Here is a 19,126-nt window from a genome sequence, read left to right as displayed (position 1 = left end):
GGTTTCGCCTGGCTAGGCGGCGTTGCCCTGGGCCGGGCGGCGGGGGCGCTGGCCGCCTTGCCGGTCGCCCTGCTCGCGGGACAGGCCGAAGGTGGAGCGGCCGTCGTTGCCGTGGGAACGGGCGGCTTGCGGCCGTTCCTGGCGGGGCCGTTCGGTGCGGGTGTCGGGCCGGGCCCGGTCGTCGCGCGGCCGGTCACCCTGGGGACGTTCGGAGAAGGAGCGCTCGCCCTGGGGGCGATCCGAGGAGCGGGCGCGGTCGCCCTGGCCCCGGTAGCCGCCCTGCTGGGGACGTCCGCCGTAGCCGCCCTGCCGGCCCCGGGCGGGGTAGCGGGGAGCCGGGGCGTAGGAGCGGCGGAATTCCGACGGATCGGGCTCGAAGCCTTCGACTTCGCGACGGGGCAAGGGCTTTTTCATGTGGGACTCGATGGCCCGGACCATGCCCATGTCCTCGCCGGTGACGAAGGTGTGGGCCTGGCCCTCGTGTTCGGCCCGGCCGGTGCGGCCGATGCGGTGGGTGTAGGCCTCGGCCGTGTCCGGAATGTCGAAGTTGACCACGTGGCCGACCTGGGACACGTCGATGCCCCGGGCGGCGATGTCCGTGGCCACGAGCACCTGGAAGGAGCCGCGGCGGAAGCCGTCCATGGCGATCTGGCGCTGGCGCTGGGACAGGTTGCCTTGCAGGCAGGTGGCCTTGTGGCCGGAGCGGCACAGCTGCAGGGCCAGGTTCTTGGCCCGGTGCTTGGTCCGGGTGAAGACGATGACCGACTGCTTGCCGGCCTCTTCGAGCAGGTGGAGCAGGAGCGGCGCCTTCTGGGTGTGGGAAATCGGGTAGATGGCGTGTTCGACCGTGGACAACGGGGCCATGTGGCCGATGCGGACCGTGACCGGGTCGGTCAGGGTCTCGTGGGCCAGGCCGCTGATGGCCGGGGGCATGGTGGCCGAGAACAAAAGCGTCTGGCGCTCGCTCGGCAGGGCCGACAGGATGCGCTTGATGTCCGGCAGAAAGCCCATGTCGAACATGTGGTCGGCCTCGTCGAGGACGAGGGTCTCCAGGGCGTCGAAGCGGACGTTGCCCTGGTTCATGTGGTCAAGGAGGCGTCCCGGGCAGGCCACGATGATGTCCACGCCCTGGCGCAGGGCCCGGGTCTGGGGAAACATGCCCACGCCGCCGTAGATGACGGCGGCCCGCAGGCGCGTGCCCCGGCCGAGGTCGAGGCCGGCGCGGTAGATCTGTTCGGCCAGCTCCCGGGTGGGGGCCAGGATCAGCGCGCGCACGCCGCGCTTTTCGGACTTGGTGGTCATGAGCCGGTGGATGATCGGCAAAAGGAAGGCGGCGGTCTTGCCGGTGCCGGTCTGGGCCAGGCCCATCAGGTCGCGGCCTTCGGTCACATGCGGAATGGCTTCCGCCTGGATGGGGGTCGGGTTTTCGTAGCCGAGGCGCTTGATGTTTTCGGTGATGGTCGCATGAAGGCAAAAAGAGTCGAAGCTCAAAAGAATATCCTTTGACAAGGGTGACCCGCGCAACAAAACCGCGCGCGGAGGCGATCGTAAAATCGAGAAACGGAAGCTGCGGGCCGAGTCAGGATCGGAAGATCGGGGCCAGTGGCCATCGGCGGGGAGAGCGTCCGAAGGAAGGGCGACAGGCTTGCAGCGGGGCCGCGTCGCGAAGACATCACCTCTTGGCCGATACAGAAGCAACGGGGAAGATACGGGCTTTTGGCGGCTTGTCAACAGGCTGGCCGGCAACTTGGTTTTTTTCTTCGGCCGGGCTACCGTTCTCCAGAGGGGATCGGGCATGAAAGACCAGAAAAAGGCCACGCGGTACGGGCTGGCCACCGTGGCCATGTGGGCGACGGTGGCCACGGCCTTCAAGCTGTCCCTGGCCCATCTGGCGCCGCTCCAGCTTCTTTTCTACGCCAGCCTGGCGTCGTGCCTGGTGTTGGGGCTGGTGCTTTTTTTCCAGGGCCGCCTCGGCGGCCTGCGGCAGCTGACCCGGGCCCAATGGCGGCGGTCGTTCCTCCTGGGGGCCCTCAATCCTTTTCTTTACTACACCATCCTTTTCGCCGCCTACGACCTGCTCCCGGCCCAGGAGGCCCAGCCCCTCAACTACACCTGGGCCATCACCCTGTCGCTTCTGGCCGTGCCGCTCCTCGGCCAGAAGCTGCGAAAAAAGGACCTGCTGGCCCTGGTCGTCAGCTATGCCGGGGTGGTGGTCATCGCCACCCACGGCGACGTGTTCGGCCTGCGGTTCGCCAGCCTGTCCGGCGTGGTCCTGGCCCTGGTGTCCACGGTGGTCTGGGCCCTCTACTGGATTCTCGGGGCCAGGGACGACCGCGACCCGGTGGTGGGGCTTCTCGCCAATTTCCTGTGCAGCCTGCCCCTGACGTTGCTCGCGGTCCTGTGTTTTTCCGATCCCTGGCCGGGTTCCTGGGAGGGTTTGGCCGGCGCGGCCTATGTCGGCGTCTTCGAGATGGGCCTGGCCTTCGTCACCTGGCTTTCCGCCCTGCGCCACGCCGAAAACGCGGCCCGGGTGGCCAACCTCATCTTCCTCTCGCCGTTTTTGTCGCTGATCCTCATCCACTTCCTGGTCGGCGAGGCCATTTTGCCGTCCACGGTGGCCGGGTTGGGGTTGATTCTGGCCGGGCTCGGGGTGCAGCGCGTGGGGCGGTGACGGGATCACTCCTGGGGCAGGGCTTTTTTGATCGTCGCCAGGGGCAGAAAGAGGGTCAGCGGGCGGCTCGGCAGGTCGAGGAAGCCGTGGTGGCGGTAGAAGGCGGCCGCTTGTTCGTGCTTGGCTTCCACCAGCACGGCGAAGGCCGCGGCCTCGGCCCGCAGGCAGCGTTTCAGGGCGTCGGCCAGGAGGAGCGCGCCGCAGCCCGTGCCCTGGAGCCGGGAAGCCACGGCCAGCCGGCCGAGACGGATGGCCGGCAGGACCGGATACCGGGGCAGGCGGCGGGCCAGCTCTTCCGGCACGTCGGGCAGGGGGATGCTGGCGCTTGAAAGGGTATAGAAGCCGGCCACCGCGTCCCCGTCCAGGGCGACGAAACAGTTGGCGATGTGCCGCCTGCAGTCCTGGGCGGCTTGTTCGCGCAAGTAGCGGTCCAGGGCCGGTTCGCCGCACTGAAAAGCGGTGCGGTCGTGGGCGCCGTCCAGTGCCCGGATGCGGAGTCTCACTCCGGGTCGACCGTCCGGCCGTGCCGCGCAAAGGCCCGGACCAGGGCCGGCGCGGGCTCGGGCGGGGTGAGCAGGGCTTCGGCCACAAGGCGTTGGTCTGCGGCCGCAAGCCGGAGGATCTCCATATCCTCGATGGTCTTGCGCGCGGCCTCGCTGGCGGCCGCGACCACGAAATCGGTCAGGGACCGGCCTTGCAGGTCGGCGGCGCGCTTTAAAAGCGCGTGCACCTCGCGCGGCAGGCGGGCTTCCAGACGGGCGGTGGGGGTGTGGCGTTCCATGGGCTGACTTGTACGGCAAAATGCCGTATGGCGTCAAGGAGGCGGGTTCTCTCCGGAAAGAGAGGCCACCGCGCCGCCGGCCGGCTCAGGCCGCTGCCGCCGGCTTGAACCAGACCTGGCCGAGGACGATGAAGATGGCGCTGCCGACCAGGATGTGCAGCGGGTAGAGGTAAAGAACCTCCTGCGGCAGGATGGTCGGCAAAAGGGCCAGGGCCAGGGCCGGCGGCGAGGACAGGTGCAGGCGCCTGGCCACGGCAAAGGCCGTGGCCACGGACAGCCCGGCCGCCAGCCACAGCGGCCCGGAAAAAAGGCGCACCACCACCGCCATCCAGGCCGTGCCGGCCAGGGCGCAGGCGGACAGGAGCAACAGCAGCCGGGGCATGGACTTTTGGCGCAAGGCCCCTCCCGGGTGGGCCAGCTCGACAAAGGCCACGATCAGCGGCGGGGCCATCATGTAGAGCCCGCCCCAGGTGGTGGAAAAAAGGGCCACAAGCAGGATGAAGAAAAGAAGCTTGCCGTAATGCCGCCATTCCGCGGCGGCCGAGGCGTGGGCCGGCCGGCCTGGCGGCGGCAGGGGCGCGTCCCCGGGCCGGCCCTTTTTCCGGTCGCCGGCCTGGCTCACCAGGGCGATGGCCGCGGTCATGACGCAGACGGCCACGGGGTAGGCCCAGCTGTCGATGCGGGTGATGATCGGCAGGATGGCCGCTGAGAAGGACGGGGACATGGCCGAGCGGAAAAGCTTCAGTTCGAGCAGGACAAAGACAAAGGCGATGCCGACCAGGGCCACCAGGGAAACGGGCAGGGTCCGAAGGAGCAGGACGCCGGTCGCCGCCCCCAGGGTCGGCGAGAGCCAGATGGTCCAGGCGGCCCCGGGCCAGGGCCGCTCCTCCATCACCCAGGCCCCGAAGGCCAGGGCCGCGATCTCCGGGAAGATGGTGTCCCGGATGCCCGCGTATTCGCCGAACGCGACCATGCAGACGACGAGCAGCATGGTCAGGCATTCCATCTTGCTGTAGGTCATGGCGGCCATCCTGCCCGGGACGAGGTTTCGGGCCAGGCCCGCCCGCCTGGCGCGGCGGTGTCCCGGGGCGGAGGATGGTCCGGGATTTTTTACTTTCCGTCAAATCGGCGCAGGAGGTTTCATGGCGTCATCCAAGAACAGCAATTCCGTTCCCGTCTATTCCACGGACCGGGGCGCGCTCTGCCCGGGCTGCGGCCGTCCGGCCGGGCAGTGCGCCTGCGGCCAGCCGAAAGCCGGGCCAAAGGGCGACGGCATCGTGCGGATCTCCCGGGAAACCAAGGGGCGAAAGGGCAAGGGCGTATCCGTGGTCACGGGCCTGCCCCTGGCTCCGGCCGCCCTCGAGGCCCTGGCCGGGGAGCTCCGCAAGCGGTGCGGGGCCGGGGGCACGGTCAAGGACGGGGTGGTGGAGATCCAGGGCGACCATCGGGAGCTTCTGGCCAAGGAGTTGGAAAAACGCGGCTACCGCGTCAAGCTGGCCGGCGGCTGAACCGGACGTGCGGTCCACGGCGCCCCGGCAGGGGCGGATGACGCGAAACACGCTTTCGCCCGGGATGCATTGACATATTTAAGCGGCTCCACGTAAGAATGGCTATAAGGGACCAGAGGCCCAGGGCACGGTCCCTTCCACCCTTCCCAACCATGGAGTTGCTCTGCCGATGGTCATGAAAACCAAACGCCGCTACCCGATCGGAGCGGAAGTCCAGCCCGCGGGCGGGACGCATTTTCTCGTATGGGCCCCGCGTCCGGGCAAAGTCGAACTCGTCCTGGAGTCCGGCCCGGGCGCGCCCGCGGTCATTCCCATGAAGGCCCTGGCGGACGGCTATCACGGGGCCATGGTGCCCGTGGCCACGGCCGGCACCCGCTACCGGTTCCGCCTGGACGGCAAGGGTGATTATCCCGACCCGGCCTCGCGCTTCCAGCCCGACGGGCCCCACGGCTCCTCCCAGGTCGTGGACCCGACGGCCTACGACTGGCAGGACGCCGGCTGGCCGGGCGTGTCGGTCAAGGGCCAGGTCATCTACGAGATGCACGTCGGCACCTTCACCAAGGAAGGGACCTTTGCCGCGGCCCAAAACGAGCTGGCCGAACTGGCGGCCTGCGGCATCACGGTCGTCGAGGTCATGCCGGTGGCCGATTTCCCGGGCCGGTTCGGCTGGGGGTACGACGGGGTGGGACAGTTCGCGCCGGTGTGGCTCTACGGCGAGCCGGACGACTTCCGCCGCTTCGTGGACACGGCCCACCAAAACGGCCTCGGCGTCATCCTGGACGTGGTCTACAACCACTTCGGCCCGAGCGGAAACTATCTCAAGGAATATTCGACCGACTATTTCACGGACGCCTACAAGAACGAGTGGGGCGAGGCCATCAACTTCGACGGGAAAAACTCCCGGCCGGTGCGCGAGTTCTTCCTGGCCAACGCCGCCTACTGGATCGAGGAGTTCCACCTGGACGGCCTGCGCCTGGACGCCACCCAGCAGATCTTCGACGCCTCGCCCGAGTACATCGTGACCGCCATCGCCCGCCGGGTCCGCAAGGCGGCGGCCGGCCGGCAGACCATCCTGGTGGCCGAAAACGAGCCCCAGGACTCGAACCTGGTCCGCCCGGCCACGGCCGGCGGCAACGGGCTCGACAGCCTGTGGAACGACGACTTCCACCACAGCGCCATGGTGGCCCTGACCGGCCGCAACGAGGCCTACTACACCGATTACCTGGGCAAGCCCCAGGAATTCCTGTCCATGCTCAAGTACGGCTACCTCTACCAGGGACAACGCTACAAATGGCAGAAGGGCCGCCGGGGCTCGCCCGGCCTCGACCTGCCGCCGGAGGCCTTTGTCCTTTACATCCAGAACCACGACCAGATCGCCAATTCCGGGCGCAGCGAGCGCCTGCAGTTTTTGACCAGCCCGGGCCGGCTGCGGGCCATGACCGCCCTGCTCCTTCTGGCCCCGGGCACGCCCATGCTGTTCCAGGGCCAGGAATTCGGGGCCTCGACGCCGTTTTACTACTTTTCGGACCACGATCCGGAACTGGCCAAGCTCGTGCGCGAGGGCCGGGCCCAGTTCACCCAGCAGTTCCGCAGCCTGGCCACGCCCGAAATGCAGTCCTTCGTGAAGGATCCGGGCAATCCGTCGGTCTTCGAGCAGTGCAAGCTCGACCTCGGGGAGCGCGAGCGCCACCGGCCCGTCTACGACCTGCACAAGGACCTCCTGCGTCTGCGGCGCGAGGACCCGGTCTTTTCCGCCCAGGCCCCCCGGGGCCTCGACGGCGCGGTGGTGGCCGAGGAGTGCCTGGTGCTGCGGTATTTCGGCCAGGAGGGGGACGACCGCCTGCTGGTGGTCAATTTCGGGCGCGACGTGCACCTCGACCCGGCCCCGGAACCGCTCCTGGCCCCGCCGGCCGGCATGGCCTGGGGCATCGTGTGGTCGAGCGAGGACCCCAAATACGGCGGCACCGGGACACCGCATCCGGACACGCAAGAGAACTGGCGCATGCAGGGCCATGCCGCGGTGGCCCTCGCCCCGGTCCCTCGGGAGGACAAAAAGGATGCTTGAAAATATCAGCCTGTCGCCGGCGCTCACGCCCCACAGCCCGGACGAGGATCCCCATCGGTACAAGGAGTGGCTGGTCACCAACGGGCTTGGCGGCTACGCCACCGGCACCGTGGCCGGGGCGATCACGAGGCGCTACCATGGCCTTTTGATCGCGGCCCTGCCGAACCCCCTCGGGCGCATGATGATGCTAAACGGCCTGTCCGAGCGGCTGCGGCTGCCGGACAGGAGCGTCGTCTACACCGGGGCCGAGGAGCTGGTGGGCCTGGCCCCGGAGGCGGTCCACCCGCTGTCCAGCTTTCGCCTGGAAAACGCCGTGCCCGTCTGGCGGTATGAAATCGGCGAATGCATCCTCGAAAAGCGGCTGGTCATGCCCTACCGGCAAAACACCGTCCACGTGACCTACCGGCTTTTGCGCGGCACGGGCGTGGTGCGCCTGAACCTGCGCCCGGCCATCCAGTTTCGGCCCCACGACGACTCGGTCTGCCTGCTCCAGGCCATGCACTACCGGCTGTCGGTCTACGACGACCAGTTCGAGATCGAGGGGGAGGCCCGCTACCCGACCCTGCGCCTGCTGTTGCACGGCCCGTCCACGGCCTTTACCGTGGACCGCAAGGAGACCTCGACCATCCCCTACACCACGGAACGCAACCGGGGCTATCCGTGCGAGGGGTCGCTGTGGAGCCCGGGATATTTCCGCACCGATCTGGAGGAGGGGCAGGAGACCACGCTCGTGGCCTCGACCGAGAACTGGGAGACCATCCACGCCCTGTCCCCGGCCGCGGCCTTTCGGGCCGAGACCGAGCGGTGCGAGTTTCTGGTCAGCGCGGCCGCGCCCGAGCTCCAAAGCGGCCTGCCCGCCCAGCTGGTCCTGGCCGCCGACCAGTTCCTCATCACCCCGGTCGGCCGCACCCAGGACGCGGTCCGGGCCAAGGCGGCCGGCGACGAGATCCGCACGGTCATCGCCGGCTACCACTGGTTCACGGACTGGGGCCGGGACACCATGATCAGCCTGGAAGGCCTGACGCTTATGACCGGGCGCACCAACGAGGCCGGCTGGATCCTGCGCACCTTTGCCGAATACATCCGAAACGGGCTCATTCCCAACATGTTCCCGGAAGGGCAGAAGGACGGCCTCTACCACACGGCCGACGCCACGCTCTGGTTTTTCCACGCCATCCACCGCTACGTGGAGACGACGGGCGACCGGGTCACCCTGCGTCAGCTGTTGCCCAAGCTGGCGGACATCGTCCGGCACCACCGCCAGGGCACGGATTTCGGCATCCGCATGGATCCCGAGGACGGGCTTTTGCGCCAGGGGGCCGAGGGCTACCAGCTGACCTGGATGGACGCCAAGGTGGACGACTGGGTGGTGACGCCGCGCCGGGGCAAGGCCGTGGAGATCAACGCCCTGTGGTACAACGCCCTGCGCCTGCTCGAACGGTGGCTCCTGGACGCCGGCGACGCGGACGGCGCGGCTCCGATCGGGCGGATGGCGGACCAGGCCCGGGAGTCGTTCAACAAACGGTTCTGGTACGAGGCCGGGGGCTACCTCTACGACGTGATCGACGGGGAGGCCGGGGAACCGGACGACGCCTGCCGCCCCAACCAGGTCCTGGCCATTTCCCTGGACCACGCGGTCCTGGACGAAAGCCGGTGGCCGTCGGTCATGGACGTGGTGACGCGAAAGCTGCTGACTCCCCTGGGGCTCCGGTCCCTGGCGCCGGACCATCCTGACTACAAGGCAAAGTATTACGGTGACTTGCGTTCCAGGGACGCCGCCTACCACCAGGGCACGGTCTGGGCCTGGCTGATCGGCCCCTATGTGGACGCCTGGATCCGGCTCCATCCCGGCAGGAACTACGAAGCCCGGGGATTTCTGGCTGGCCTGCTGGCCCACATGGACGACGCCTGCATCGGCTCCATCAGCGAGGTCTTTGACGCGGACGCGCCCTTCCTGCCGCGCGGCTGCATCGCCCAGGCCTGGAGCGTGGCCGAGGTCCTGCGCTGCTGGGTGAAGACGGCCGAGTGACCGGCCGGCCCGGCGTCCTCACGGCCGCCCCGGCGGCCCGGCCTCGGCCTGGCGCAGGAAGGCGGCCACGGTTTCGAGATAGTCGCCGGGCCGTTCCAGGTGGTGCTCGTGGGAGGCGTCCTCGAAGACACGCAGCCGCGCGCCCGGGAGAAGCGACCGGTACAAGGCCGTGGTCGCGGGCGTGGCCTCGTCAAAGCGGCCGCAGGTGAAAAGGGCGGGCAGGCGCAGGCCGCCGAGGTCGCCGGTCCGGTCGTATCCGGCCAGGCAGCCGGTCACGGTGAACTCGCTTGGGCCCCACATGCGGGCATAGACGGGATGTCCCATCTTTTCGATGGCCCGGGTGAGGCACTCGGGCCACGGGTCGAGCCGGCAGACGTGCCGGGCGTAAAAGGCGGTGACGGCCGCCTCGTAGGCCGGGGAGGCGAAATCGGCCGTGGCCTCGGCCGCGGCGATGGCCAGCCGCACGTCCTCGGGCATCTGGGCGAGGTGCTCCCGCTGGTCGGCCGCGAACTGCCGGGCCGACAGGCACGGCCCGGACAGGACCAGGCCGGCCACGCCGGCCTGGCCTTTTTCCAGCAGGTAGTCCACGGCCAGCATGGTGCCCCAGGACTGGCCGAGCAGGTGGAGCCGGGAAAGCTTCAAGGCCCGGCGCACGGCGTCGAGCTCGGCCACGAACCGGGACACCGTGAAAAGGGCCGGGTCGTCGGGCCGGTCGGACAGGCCGCAGCCGAGCTGGTCGTAGAAGACCACCGGCCGCTCGTCGGCCAGGGCCTCCAAGGGTTCGAGGTAGTCGTGGGGCACGCCCGGGCCGCCGTGGAGGACCAGGAGCGGCAGGCCCGGCGCGCCGTGGCCCACGGTGCGGCAATAGACCCGGCCGCCCGGGACGTCGACAAACATCGCCCCCTCCCCCTGCGACGGAAACATTGCGGACATGCGTCACCTCCGTGGCCTGGTCCCGGCCGCCGGGCCGTCCGGCTTTCGCTCAAGGGACCACGAAAGGGCCTTTCGGGCAAGCCCCGGCCGGAGCGCCCCGGTTGCGACGGCCTTGCGGCCGGCCGGGCCAGGACCGGAGGCGGCGCTCTTTGCCGTGAGGGCGGGGCGGGGGCGGCCTCTTGACAGGGGACGGATTTTTGGGTGGATGCGAGGAAAGACCGGCGGAGGTTGGGCCATGAACCGGTGGGGCATGGGGACGACGCTTTATCGCGCGACCATTCTCTATGGATTGTTGGCGGTGCTCTACGACACCGTCCTGCTGGCAGCCTGGTGCGACCGGCTGGTGCCGTGGCGGCTGGCCCTGGCCGGCGGCGGCACCCTTCTTTTCCTGGGGCTGGTCGTCTACGCGCTCGGCACGTTTTCCGTGTACAAGGCCGTGGACGCGGGCCAGCTCGCCACGCGCGGCATCTATGCCGTGGTGCGCCATCCCCTGTACGCCGCCTGGGTCTGGCTGATCGTGCCGGGCCTGGCCCTCTTGCAGGGCACGCCGCTCACCCTGGCCGCGCCGGTGGTGGCGGCGGTCTTTTACCGCCTGTGCATTCCCCACGAGGAGGCGGTCCTCAGCGCAGCCCACGGCGAGGCCTACGAAGCCTACCGCCGCCGGGTCGGCGGCATTGTGCCCCGCCTTGGCCGCGCGGCTGGGCCGGGCCCGGCCAAGGCCGGGGGTTCCTGAACCGTCCCGGAATCGTGGAAAAGGAAGGGGCCGGTTCCAGCCGTCATGGAATCGGGGCCGGCCGTCCCGATCGGCCTAGACGTCGCCCGGCAGGAAGGCCTTGATGATGTCCTCGATCTGGACGTCGGCCGCGGCCACCACATCGGTGATGCGGTCCGGGGCCAGGCCGACGGTGTTCCAGGCCACCGGGGACAGGGGCGGCACGTAGGCCTCGCCGCTCGAACCGAGGCCAAGGGCGGCCGTGACCACGTCGGCCGTGTGCACGATGGCCGGCAGGGCCATGCCCATGTGGGTGGGGCCGCCGTGGTGGTGGCGCACGGCCTTTTCCAGGCTCTCGGGAAAGCGCCATTTGCGAAGGAGCATGCCGGCCAGGGTCGCGTGGTCGAAACCCAGGGTCCGGCGTTCGGCGTCGCGCAACAGGATGCCTTCGGCCCGGGCCAGGGCCAGGGTGTGGGCGGCATGTCGCGGCAGGCTGCGGTAGAGCACCAGCCGGCCCACGTCGTGCAGCAGCCCGGCCACGAAGAGCCGTTCCACGTCCATCTCGGTGTCCGGGCCGGCCAGGGCCGAGGCCACGACGCCGCAACTGATGCTGTGCTTCCAGAACGAGCGCATGTCCACCAGGCAGCCGGGCAGGTCCTTGAAGATGGAGATGACCGAGATGCCGAGGGCCAGCGTGGTGAGCTGGCGGCTGCCGACGATGGTCACGGCCCGGGACAGGGTGTCGACCTTGACCGGAAATCCGTAAAAGGCGCTGTTGACCACGGTGAGGAGCTTGGCCGAGAGGCTCGTGTCCTTGCCGATGACCTCGGCCGCCTCCTTGGCCGTGCTGTGGGCGTCGTTTAAGACTTCGTTTATGCGCACGAACACGTCCGGCAGGGACGTGAGCTTGGGGTCGGATTCGATGAGGGCCATGGGGCCGGGGGCCGGCCCGTCCGGCAGGGGAGGCAGGCTTTCCGGCGGCACCGGCCCGAGCGGGGCCAGGGCGGCCGGCCCCCGCCGGGCGAGCAGGCGGGCGGCCCGGGGCAGGCGCAGGGCGTAGAGCCGGGACATGACGGCTTCGGACAGGGCGGCATGGACGAACCGGGGCCGCAGGAGCGCGTCCACCGCCGCCAGCGTCTCGGGATCGGCCTGGAAGTCTTCCAGAGCCTGCGCCTCGTCCGGGGCGTCGCAACCGTCCGGCCCTGCCCCGGCCGCTGTGGCCGAGTCGTCGCCGCGGACGATCGCCACCGCCTCGATTCCCCAGACCGGGAACAGGGCCAGATGGCGCTCGGTGAGGAGCGCCCCCCGGGGCAACAGCAGCACGCCGTCGGCGCGGCGCAGGGGTTCGGCCAGGGTGAGGCCGGCGGAGAGGGCGGCAAGCGGGAGTCGTTTCTTCATGCTCGGATTCCGGGACCGCCCGGTACGGTCCTCAGTTCTTACGGCCGGACGGTAGCCGGAACCGCCGAAAAAATCGACAGGAAATCCCATGCCGGCCCAGGGGGGCTCCGGCCGGCCCCGGCCGGCCAGACGGCAATGCAAGATCCATGCTTGGGGGCAGGCAGGCCGGAAACGGGCTGTACTTTTCCGGCCGGGCCACGCAGGATGCCGGCCGGGAGAACGACGCATGCCCAAAAAACCGCTCGCCGTGGTCGTCAGCCTCGATGTGGAGGAGGAGGGCCTTTTTTCCGGTTCCTATCCCCGGGACGGGGGAGGGCTCGCCAACATCCCCGAACTTCGCCGGCTGGAATTTCTGCCCCGCGAGTTCGGCCTGCCGCTCACCTATCTTTGCGACTACCCGGTCCTGACCCACGGTCCGAGCCTGGACGTCCTTTCCGGCCTCCTCGGCCGGGTCGGCGGCGAACTCGGCGCCCATCTGCATCCCTGGAACACGCCGCCCTTTCCGGACCTGCCCTGGCCCGAGCCCGTGTCCACGGCCGTCATGCCGACGGGCGTCTTCCGGGCCAAGCTCGACACCCTCCAGCAGGCGGTCCGGGCCTTTGCCGGCAAACCGGCGGCAGCCTTTCGCATGGGCCGGTGGAACCTCTTTCGCCGGGCCATGGCCGCACTGCCGGGGGCGGGCTTTGCCGTGGATTCGAGCGTGGCCCCGCTGCGCCACGTGCCGGGCGGGCCGGACCATTTCCTGGCTCCGGCCGATCCCTACTGGCTGCGTCCGTCCGGGACCTCCGGGCCGCGCCTGCTCGAAGCCCCGACCACCCAGGTGGCCTTGCTGCCCGGCAGCGCCCAGGCGGCCCACGCCCTGGCCGCGCGCCTGCCCGGCCGGGCCCGGGACGCCCTGCTCGGGGGATTCATGAAGACGCTGACCCTTGGCGTCAATCCGGTCTGGATGCCCGAGGCCACCATGAAGCTCGCCGCCTGGACCCATGTCCGGCGGGGCGGCCGGGTGGTGACGCTGTTTTGGCATTCCTCGGAACTTTTGCCGGGAGCCAGCCCGCACTTTCCGGACAAGGCGTCGGTGGACGCCTTTCTGGCCAAGGTCCGCCGCTTCGCCGGGTGGCTGCGGCGGACCTTTGCCGTGCGCGGGACAACGCTCGGGGAACTGGCCGGGCCGGAGTTCAGCTGGCCGGATCGCAGCAGCTCGGCGTCTCGTCCTTGTAGTAGGGGGGATTGGGGCTAGACAGGCCCCGGCCGTTCTTGTCGAAGATGGGATACTGCTTTTTGCCCCATTTTTGCAGGCGAAACTGCAGGGAGGTCTGGAGCACGCCGAGGCCATAGGTGCAGCTGCGGCGGAAGTTGATGGACGAGGCCTCCTCGAAATACTTGGTCGGGCAGGAGACTTCGCCGATGCGGTAGCCGAAGTAGATGGTCTGGGCCAGCATCTGGTTGTCGAAGACGAAGTCGTCGGAATTTTCCCACAGCGGCAGGGTTTCCAGGACTTCGCGGGAGAAGGCCCGGTAGCCGGTGTGGTATTCCGACAGCTTGGCGTTCAGAAACAGGTTCTGGGTCAGGGTCAGGAAGCGGTTGGAGATGTACTTGTAAAGGGGCATGCCGCCGCCAAGGGCCGTGCCGCCGAGGATGCGCGACGCGATCACCGCGTCGTACTCGCCGCTGGTCACGAGGTTGGCGATGGCCGGGATGATTTTCGGCGTGTACTGGTAGTCGGGGTGGACCATGATGACCACGTCCGCGCCGGTTTTGAGGGCCTCGGCGTAGCAGGTCTTCTGGTTGCGGCCGTATCCCCAGTTCTGCTCGTGGCGGAAGCAGCGCAGGCCGAGCCGGCGGGCCTGCTCGATGGTGTTGTCCCGGCTGCAGTCGTCGACCAGGATCACCTCGTCCACGATGTCCTTCGGGACGTCGGCATAGGTGCGTTCCAGGGTGGAGGCCGCGTTGTAGGCGGGCATGACCACCACCACTTTTTTTCCGTGCATCATGGGTTGTTGCTCCAGGGGGGTCGCCGGATCGGAAGCGAAGCGGCGGAATGCGCCGCGTCTTGGAAGACAGCGGCCAAAGGGGCAGTAATCCCGAAACAGGGGGGTCTGTCAACCACCAGGAATCCGGGTCCGGTCGGGATCCTGGCGGCGGAGGGGGGTGCTTGCGGGCCGCGTCCGCCCGGCCTGAAGGAGGGGCGGGCTGCCGTGGCGCCGGATTCGAGCCGTCGGCCCGGGCTTTTTGGGGCAATATCAGGGGGTTTCCTCTCTTGCCGGACAGAATTGCCAAGTTCCCGCCGATGGGGCATAAGGGCAGCACAAGCGTTTTTTGAAGACAGTCTTCGTGGTGCAGCGTGGCGGTCTGGTTCGTGACGACTGCAACGGCCGCATGCCGCAGGGCCGATGCATGCGTCGTCGTGCCGCCAGGTGGCGATACCTGTTCTGTTTCTTGCACAAAAGCAACAATCAACGGAGGGCACATGAGGCTTTCAAGCAAACTGATCGGTTCCTTCGCCGTCCTTCTCTGCATCATCTGCGGACTTGGGTTTTTCTCTGTCTTCGAAATGGGGAAAATCAATGCCTCGACCAACGAACTGGGCGCCAACTGGCTGCCGACCATCAAGGCCGTGGGCAGGGTCAGCAACCTGACCTCGCGGTTTCGGCGCCTGGAACTGGTGCATCTGATGACCGAGTCCAAGGACGAGATGCGGAGTTACGAACAGCAGATGGAGGGCCTCAAAATAGAGATCGACAAGGCCCTCGTTGCCTACGAGCCGCTCATGAGCGAACCGGAAGAACGCGCGAATTTCCCGAAGTTTCTCGACCACTGGAAACGGTATCTGAAGAGCCACGACGAGGCCATCGTCCTGTCGCGCCAAGGCGAGAACGAGGCAGCCGCCAAAATCGCCGCCGGCGAGGGAGCCAAGGATATTCAGGAAGCCCAGAAATACCTCGACATCCTCATCGATGTGAACGACCGGGGCGGGGCCCGGTCGGCGGCCACGGCCATGGCCGCCTACGGCACGGGCAAGACGACCATCCTCGTGGCCGTGCTGGTTTCCCTGGCCGTCGGCGGCCTGCTCGCCGCCTGGCTGATCAAAAACGTGCTGGCCCAGCTCGGCGAGGACCCGGGCTACCTGCTTACGGTGTCCAAGGCCGTGGCCGGCGGCGATCTGGACGTGGCCTTCCGGCCGGTGGCCGGCCAGGGCGGGGTCTACGGCGTCTTTGTGACCATGGTCGCGAACCTCAAGGCCAAGATCGCCGAATCGGACCAGAAAAGCCGGGAGGCGGCCGAAGAGGCCGAACTGGCCCGGCAGGCCACGGCCAAGGCCGAGGAGGCGACCCGGGAGGCGGCCCGGGCCAAGGCCGAAGGCATGCTCCAGGCGGCCCGGCGGCTGGAAGGCGTGGTGGCGGTCGTCACCTCGGCCTCGGACGAACTGGCCGCCCAGGTCGAACAGGCGAGCCGGGGCAGCGAGGCCCAGGCCCAGCGGGTGGGCGAGACGGCCACGGCCATGGAGGAGATGAACGCCACCGTGCTCGAAGTGGCCAAAAACGCGGGCGAGGCGGCCGAAACCTCGGGCAAGGCCCGGGCCAAGGCCGAGGAGGGCGAGACGGCCGTGGGCAAGGTGGTCACCTTCATGGGCCAGGTCAAGGACAACGCCCACCAGTCCCGGGAGGACATGGGCGCGCTCGGCAAGCAGGCCGAGGGCATCGGCCAGATTCTCGGCGTCATCTCCGACATCGCGGACCAGACCAACCTGCTGGCCTTGAATGCCGCCATCGAGGCGGCCCGGGCCGGCGAGGCCGGGCGCGGCTTCGCCGTGGTTGCCGACGAGGTCAGAAAGCTCGCGGAAAAGACCATGACCGCCACCAAGGAAGTGGGGGACGCCATCCGCGACATCCAGGCCGGGACGCGCAAGAATTTCGACAACGTCTCCCAGGCGGTGGCCGTCGCGGAGGAAGCCACCACCCTGGTCGGCCAGTCCGGCCAGATCCTGGCCGAGATCGTGACCCTGGTGGATACGGCCGCCGACCAGGTCCGCTCCATCGCCACCGCGGCCGAACAGCAGTCGGCCACCAGCGAGGAGATCAACCGCAGCGTGGAGGACGTCAACCGGATCTCGACCGAGACGGCCGAGGCCATGCGCCACTCGGCCATGGCCGTGGACGAACTGGCCGGCCAGGCCAGGGAGCTTTCGAGCCTGATCGAGGAAATGAAGGCCGAGGGCGGCGAGACCGGCGCCGGCAAGTCCGCCTCCCTGCCCAGCCGCGCCCGGATGGCGGCCCTGCGCTAAGCCGGCGGCGCACGGTCGCGGGGGCTGAAGCCGGAAGTCCGGGATCAGCGCGAGCTGCGGCCGGCCGCCTTGCCGTTCGCGTTGCCGACGCAGTTGTTGTTGAGGAGCCGCACGAAGATCTCGCCCGTGGACGAGGCGAACACGATCTTGCGGCCCCGCTCGCCGCCGACGTTGGAGGCGGCGACCCGCAGCCCCAGGTCGGCCAGGGTGGCGAAGGCCGTTTCCACGTTGCGCCGGCCGACGGACATCTCCTCGGCGAAAAGCGCGCTTGCGCCGCCAAAGACCTTGCATTCGATGTCGCCCGGCCGCACCCCCCGGTGGACGAGGCGGTGGACCAGGGTGGTGATGGCCGTGTCCACGAACTTGTAGGGCGTGGCTTCCGGAGCGTGGAGCCGGTATTCGGTGGACCGGGGAAGGAGCGCGTGGAAGATGGCGGCCAGGCCGTGGCGCGGGGCGAAAAAGGTGACGGACACGCAGGAGCCGAGCACGGTGTGGGCCATGGTCGGCCGGTCGTACAGTCCGCCCTGGGCCACGTTCAGGAAGGCCAGGGTGTGGTCGGGAAAGCGGTCGATGAGGCCTAGCATGGACCCTCTGCGGCATCGAAGTCTTCCCTGTCGAGGGGGTTGTCGGCCAGGGAAAGGCTGGCCAGGGCTTCGAGCAGGGTTTTGGGGGTGAAGGGCTTGGTGACGTAGGCCTGGGCCCCGGATTCGAACTGGGCGCGCAGCATGTTGGCCGGGTCGTCGAGGCTCGAGAGCATAACGGCCGGGGTGCGCCGCTCCTCGGGAACCCCGGCCGCTTCTTCCTGGCGGCGGATGCCGGCCAGGGCGTCGTGGCCGGAGAGTTCGGGCATGAGGATGTCCATGACGACCAGATCGAAGGGCCGTCCCGCCTCCAGGGCGGCCTGGAAAAGGTCCAGGGCCTGCCGGCCGTCGGCGGCCTCCTCGGTCGTAAAAAGATCGGCCAGGGCCTGGATGATGAGATAGCGCTGGTAACGGCTGTCGTCGACGATCAGGGCGCGCGGCATGATCAGCTCTCCCTTTCCGGTGCGGCTTGGCCGTGCCCGGTTCCCGACGGCGCGGCGGTGTTGTCGAAAGCGCGCCCGGATTCGGCCAGGGCGGCGCGCAACAGTCCCGGAACGTCCACCACGAGGGCCATGTCGCCGGCCTCGGTCACCGTGCCACCCAGGACGCCCGGCACCTTGCCGAGGGCCCGGCCCAGGTGCTTGAGCACGGCCTGCTTGCGGCCGACAACCGCGTCCACCACGATGCCGGCCCGGCCCTCGTCCCGGCGGACCGTGACCACGTGGGAGCCGGACGGCGCCTCCCGGCCGAGGTCGAAGAAGTGGCGCAGGCACACGAGCGGCATGGCCGATCCCCTAAGCTCCATGATGCCCCGGCCCTGGTGCAGGGCCGTCGCCGGCGGCAGTTCCAGGCATTCCTCCACATAGTCCAGGTGCAGGTAATAGGTCTCCCCGGCCACCCGCACTTCCAGGCAGTCGATGATGGCCAGCGAGACCGGCAGGCGCATGGTGAAGGTCGCGCCCTGGCCCGGGGTCGAGGCCACGTCGATGCGGCCGCGTAGGGCGGCGATGCCCTCGCGCACGGCGTCCATGCCGACTCCCCGGCCGGAAACCGCGCCCACGGTCTCGGCCGTGGACAGCCCGGGCAGGAAGATGAGGTCCAGGGCGGCCTGCCGGTCGTAGGCCCGGGCCGGATCGAGGCGGCCGGCGGCCACGGCCTTTTGCCACAGTTTTTTCCCGTCGATGCCGGCCCCGTCGTCGCCAAGCGCGATGACCACGTCGTTGCCGTCCTGGCGCACGGACAGGCTGATGGTGCCCCGGCGGGGCTTGCCGAGGCCCTGGCGGACGTGGGGAGCCTCGATGCCGTGGTCCACGGCGTTTCGCAGGAGGTGGATGCAGGGGGTGTTGAGCTGTTCGATGATGGCCTTGTCGAGCTCGGTGTTCTCCCCGTCCATGACCAGGTCCGCGTCCTTGCCGAGGGAGGCGCAGGCGTCGCGCACGAGCCGGCGGTACTTGGGAAAGCTGACCTTGATCGGCAACATGCGAAGGCCGAGGACCTGGTCGCGAAGCAGCGCGGCCAGACGTTCGACCTCCTCGGCCACGTCCCGCAGCTCCCCGTCCCGGCGGCGCTGGGACAAGGAGGCGAGCCTGGCCTGGGCGATGCCGAGCTCGCCGATCCGGTCGACCAGGATGTCCAGTTCGCGGGCCGGAATGGCCAGTTTGCGGATGCGCTCGTCAGGATGCGGAGGGCCCGGGGCGGCCGGAGCCTCGGCCGGGTGGGAGGCGGCCCCGGCGTCTGGCGACAGCGCCATGGCCGGGTCCGGCTGGTCGAGCAGGCGGGCCAGGCGGGCCATTTCCGTGGCCACGTCGCGGGATCTGGCCGCGACCGGGTCCTCGGCCATGCTTTTGATCACGTCGAAGACGGCGAGCAGTTCGCCGATGAGCCTTGGGGTGACCGGCAGCCGGCCGTCGCGGACCGGGTCGAGGACCGATTCCACGGCATGGGACAGGTCGGCCAGGGGCCGGGCGCCCACGGCCCCGGCATCGCCCTTGATGGTGTGGGCGGCGCGGAAGACGGCGGCCACCTTGGGGCCGAGCACGCCCGGCCCGGCCGATTCCAGGTCCAGAATGGCCGCTTCGATGCCGCGCAGCTGCTCCAGGCAGCTTTCGGCGAAGAGTTCGAATATTTTGTCGTCTTCGACCATAGGAAACGCGTAACCCGTACGTT

17 protein-coding genes are annotated in these 19,126 nt (G+C 68.9%); 7 read left to right on the top strand and 10 right to left on the bottom strand.

Annotated features, from left to right (window positions below; genetic code table 11):
* Positions 1-12: 12 nt before the first annotated feature.
* Complete coding sequence (locus DFW101_RS10645) at positions 13-1,491, bottom strand: DEAD/DEAH box helicase (RefSeq protein ID WP_009181522.1); 1,479 nt, start codon at positions 1,489-1,491, stop codon at positions 13-15.
* Positions 1,492-1,795: 304 nt separating this feature from the next.
* Here DFW101_RS10645 and DFW101_RS10640 point away from each other — a divergent pair, with 304 nt between their 5' ends.
* On the top strand, positions 1,796-2,671 hold the full coding sequence (locus DFW101_RS10640; RefSeq protein WP_009181521.1) for a DMT family transporter: 876 nt from the start codon (positions 1,796-1,798) through the stop codon (positions 2,669-2,671).
* A 5-nt stretch (positions 2,672-2,676) separates the two neighbouring features.
* On the opposite strand, the gene DFW101_RS10635 is transcribed toward DFW101_RS10640, so the two are convergent.
* From DFW101_RS10635 to DFW101_RS10625, 3 genes are all read right to left on the bottom strand, one after another.
* Positions 2,677-3,174, bottom strand: a complete 498-nt coding sequence (locus tag DFW101_RS10635) for a GNAT family N-acetyltransferase (RefSeq protein ID WP_009181520.1) — start codon at positions 3,172-3,174, stop codon at positions 2,677-2,679.
* Positions 3,171-3,452: a type II toxin-antitoxin system TacA family antitoxin gene (locus DFW101_RS10630; RefSeq protein WP_009181519.1), complete on the bottom strand. Its 282-nt coding sequence runs from the start codon at positions 3,450-3,452 to the stop codon at positions 3,171-3,173. The genes DFW101_RS10635 and DFW101_RS10630 overlap by 4 nt, the downstream gene beginning before the upstream one ends.
* Positions 3,453-3,537: 85 nt before the next feature.
* Positions 3,538-4,473 (bottom strand): HPP family protein, encoded by a 936-nt coding sequence (locus tag DFW101_RS10625; protein ID WP_009181518.1) that lies wholly within the window; start codon positions 4,471-4,473, stop codon positions 3,538-3,540.
* Between the two features lie 121 nt (positions 4,474-4,594).
* On the opposite strand from DFW101_RS10625, the gene DFW101_RS10620 reads away from it, so the two are divergent.
* The 3 genes from DFW101_RS10620 to DFW101_RS10610 all read left to right on the top strand — a co-directional run bounded on the left by DFW101_RS10620 (position 4,595) and on the right by DFW101_RS10610 (position 9,054).
* Entirely contained in the window at positions 4,595-4,960 is a 366-nt protein-coding gene (locus DFW101_RS10620; protein WP_009181517.1) for a translation initiation factor Sui1, read from the top strand.
* A 175-nt stretch (positions 4,961-5,135) separates the two neighbouring features.
* A complete protein-coding gene (gene treZ / locus DFW101_RS10615) occupies positions 5,136-7,025 on the top strand; it encodes a malto-oligosyltrehalose trehalohydrolase (protein ID WP_232285981.1) in 1,890 nt (629 codons plus the stop codon).
* Positions 7,018-9,054, top strand: coding sequence for an amylo-alpha-1,6-glucosidase (locus DFW101_RS10610; protein ID WP_009181515.1), 2,037 nt, complete (start codon positions 7,018-7,020; stop codon positions 9,052-9,054). The genes treZ and DFW101_RS10610 overlap by 8 nt, the downstream gene beginning before the upstream one ends.
* A gap of 18 nt (positions 9,055-9,072) precedes the next feature.
* Here DFW101_RS10610 and DFW101_RS10605 read toward each other — a convergent pair whose 3' ends face one another.
* Complete coding sequence (locus DFW101_RS10605) at positions 9,073-9,951, bottom strand: proline iminopeptidase-family hydrolase (RefSeq protein ID WP_232285979.1); 879 nt, start codon at positions 9,949-9,951, stop codon at positions 9,073-9,075.
* 271 nt (positions 9,952-10,222) lie between these two features.
* Here DFW101_RS10605 and DFW101_RS10600 point away from each other — a divergent pair, with 271 nt between their 5' ends.
* Positions 10,223-10,720 carry a methyltransferase family protein gene (locus tag DFW101_RS10600; RefSeq protein ID WP_009181513.1) on the top strand — a complete coding sequence of 166 codons (498 nt, stop codon included), beginning with the start codon at positions 10,223-10,225 and terminating at the stop codon, positions 10,718-10,720.
* Between the two features lie 75 nt (positions 10,721-10,795).
* On the opposite strand, the gene DFW101_RS10595 is transcribed toward DFW101_RS10600, so the two are convergent.
* Positions 10,796-12,097: an HDOD domain-containing protein gene (locus DFW101_RS10595; protein ID WP_009181512.1), complete on the bottom strand. Its 1,302-nt coding sequence runs from the start codon at positions 12,095-12,097 to the stop codon at positions 10,796-10,798.
* 226 nt (positions 12,098-12,323) lie between these two features.
* On the opposite strand from DFW101_RS10595, the gene DFW101_RS10590 reads away from it, so the two are divergent.
* Entirely contained in the window at positions 12,324-13,334 is a 1,011-nt protein-coding gene (locus DFW101_RS10590) for a polysaccharide deacetylase family protein (RefSeq protein WP_009181511.1), read from the top strand.
* On the opposite strand, the gene DFW101_RS10585 is transcribed toward DFW101_RS10590, so the two are convergent.
* On the bottom strand, positions 13,273-14,088 hold the full coding sequence (locus DFW101_RS10585) for a glycosyltransferase family 2 protein (protein ID WP_009181510.1): 816 nt from the start codon (positions 14,086-14,088) through the stop codon (positions 13,273-13,275). The two genes, DFW101_RS10590 and DFW101_RS10585, sit on opposite strands and share 62 nt — an antisense overlap.
* A gap of 476 nt (positions 14,089-14,564) precedes the next feature.
* Between DFW101_RS10585 and DFW101_RS10580 the strand changes: the two genes are divergently transcribed.
* A complete protein-coding gene (locus DFW101_RS10580; RefSeq protein ID WP_009181509.1) occupies positions 14,565-16,379 on the top strand; it encodes a HAMP domain-containing methyl-accepting chemotaxis protein in 1,815 nt (604 codons plus the stop codon).
* A 44-nt stretch (positions 16,380-16,423) separates the two neighbouring features.
* Here the strand turns inward: DFW101_RS10580 and DFW101_RS10575 are convergent, their stop codons facing one another.
* Genes DFW101_RS10575 through DFW101_RS10565 form a run of 3 tightly spaced genes read right to left on the bottom strand, consistent with a single transcriptional unit; the run spans position 16,424 to position 19,103 of the window.
* Positions 16,424-16,963 (bottom strand): chemotaxis protein CheD, encoded by a 540-nt coding sequence (locus DFW101_RS10575; RefSeq protein ID WP_009181508.1) that lies wholly within the window; start codon positions 16,961-16,963, stop codon positions 16,424-16,426.
* Complete coding sequence (locus DFW101_RS10570; RefSeq protein ID WP_009181507.1) at positions 16,957-17,403, bottom strand: response regulator; 447 nt, start codon at positions 17,401-17,403, stop codon at positions 16,957-16,959. The genes DFW101_RS10575 and DFW101_RS10570 overlap by 7 nt, the downstream gene beginning before the upstream one ends.
* Before the next feature lie 2 nt (positions 17,404-17,405).
* The gene (locus DFW101_RS10565; protein WP_009181506.1) at positions 17,406-19,103 is read right to left on the bottom strand and encodes a chemotaxis protein CheA; all 1,698 of its coding nucleotides are present in this window, start codon (positions 19,101-19,103) and stop codon (positions 17,406-17,408) included.
* Between the last annotated feature and the right edge of the window lie 23 nt (positions 19,104-19,126).

Source organism: Solidesulfovibrio carbinoliphilus subsp. oakridgensis (assembly GCF_000177215.2).
Taxonomy (GTDB): domain Bacteria; phylum Desulfobacterota; class Desulfovibrionia; order Desulfovibrionales; family Desulfovibrionaceae; genus Solidesulfovibrio; species Solidesulfovibrio carbinoliphilus.
This window is presented reverse-complemented; position numbering and strand designations above follow the sequence as displayed.